Raw genomic sequence first — 1,192 nt, forward strand, 5'->3', positions numbered from 1 at the left:
AGCTGTAATATTGCTCTTCGTTTAACACGTCGTAGCTGCGAACGTCGATTTTACCGCGCACCGAAGGGTCAACGATGATGGTCTTTTCTAAGTTACGACCAACAATGTTGATGAATTCTTGAATGTCAGTGCCTTTGAAACTCGCACTAAATTCATTTGCCATAGCACCTGGAACGCAGAGTAGACTCCCTGCCAGTAACCAAGCACTTTTGCTAAACCAATGTTTCACGTATGTCTCCCTGAACTTACGCTGGTTGCCTAAGTATTACAATTGGATATAGATGTCGTACTGCTGACCATCTCGCTCAACAGTCAAATTCAGTTCTTGCGGATCGCTCATCACTTGCATCAGTTGTACTGAAGAAGACGGATCACTTAAATCGATCCCATTAAGTTGCACCGCAATATCACCAGGTTCTAGACCCACATCATTAAATAACGCCGCATCACGACCCGGAGAAACTCGGTAGCCAATAATGGCGTCGTCTTTTTTCACTGGAGAAATGGTGATGTATTTAAAGACACTCTGTGGATCTTTCGCAATCTCCTCTCGGATTTGCTCTAGTTTGTCACTCACGTCTGACGCAGGTTCTTTCTGTGCAGCTTGCACTCGAGTAGCCTGCGGCGATTCTGACAATTTTTTATACTCAACGCCTTCCAGCATTAGAGTTTCATCTCGGCCTTCGTTATCGATGATCACGCGATCGACCAACACCGCTTTTAGTGTGGCACGCGTACCTTCAATTTCTTCGCTAATTCCGTAGGTCGCTTGCTTACCACGGTTAGCGATCACCGCTAAGCTGGTTTGAGGATTGCTGCTAGCAACGGCGCCAACAAGGGTAAGATTCAGGCGTGTTTTTGGAGCGTCTTTCACAACAGGTTGCTCAACGACCACAGGCTTTTGTTCGGTGTATTTGCCAAATAAGTTGGCGCTTTGAAGGGCATTGAAATCAATCGTATTCGATTTATTGCTGGCAATAACGTTACCCGCCGACGGCCTCCATTCTGGCACATCAGACGTTTGAGGGATTGCTAACCACACTACTTTACCGAGTATCCACCCAGTTATCGCAATAAATAGGCAAGTAAGTAGCAAACTGAGCTTCGCTTGAATTGCGTGGTGGTTGGACTTGATCTGAGCCAGTAGCGGTCTGCTTGATAATCCTGCACTTAGCTCTAAACGCTTCACTGA

General features: G+C 46.2%; 1 protein-coding gene and 1 pseudogene. Both read right to left on the reverse strand.

Going from position 1 to position 1,192, the window contains the following annotated elements:
- Window positions 1-229: pseudogene (locus tag R7P67_RS25335) on the reverse strand (type II secretion system protein GspD); the annotation flags it as partial.
- A gap of 36 nt (window positions 230-265) precedes the next feature.
- Window positions 266-1,189: a type II secretion system protein GspC gene (gspC, locus tag R7P67_RS25340; RefSeq protein WP_318086387.1), complete on the reverse strand. Its 924-nt coding sequence runs from the start codon at window positions 1,187-1,189 to the stop codon at window positions 266-268.
- Window positions 1,190-1,192 lie beyond the last annotated feature (3 nt).

The organism is Vibrio sp. Vb0937 (genome assembly GCF_033338855.1).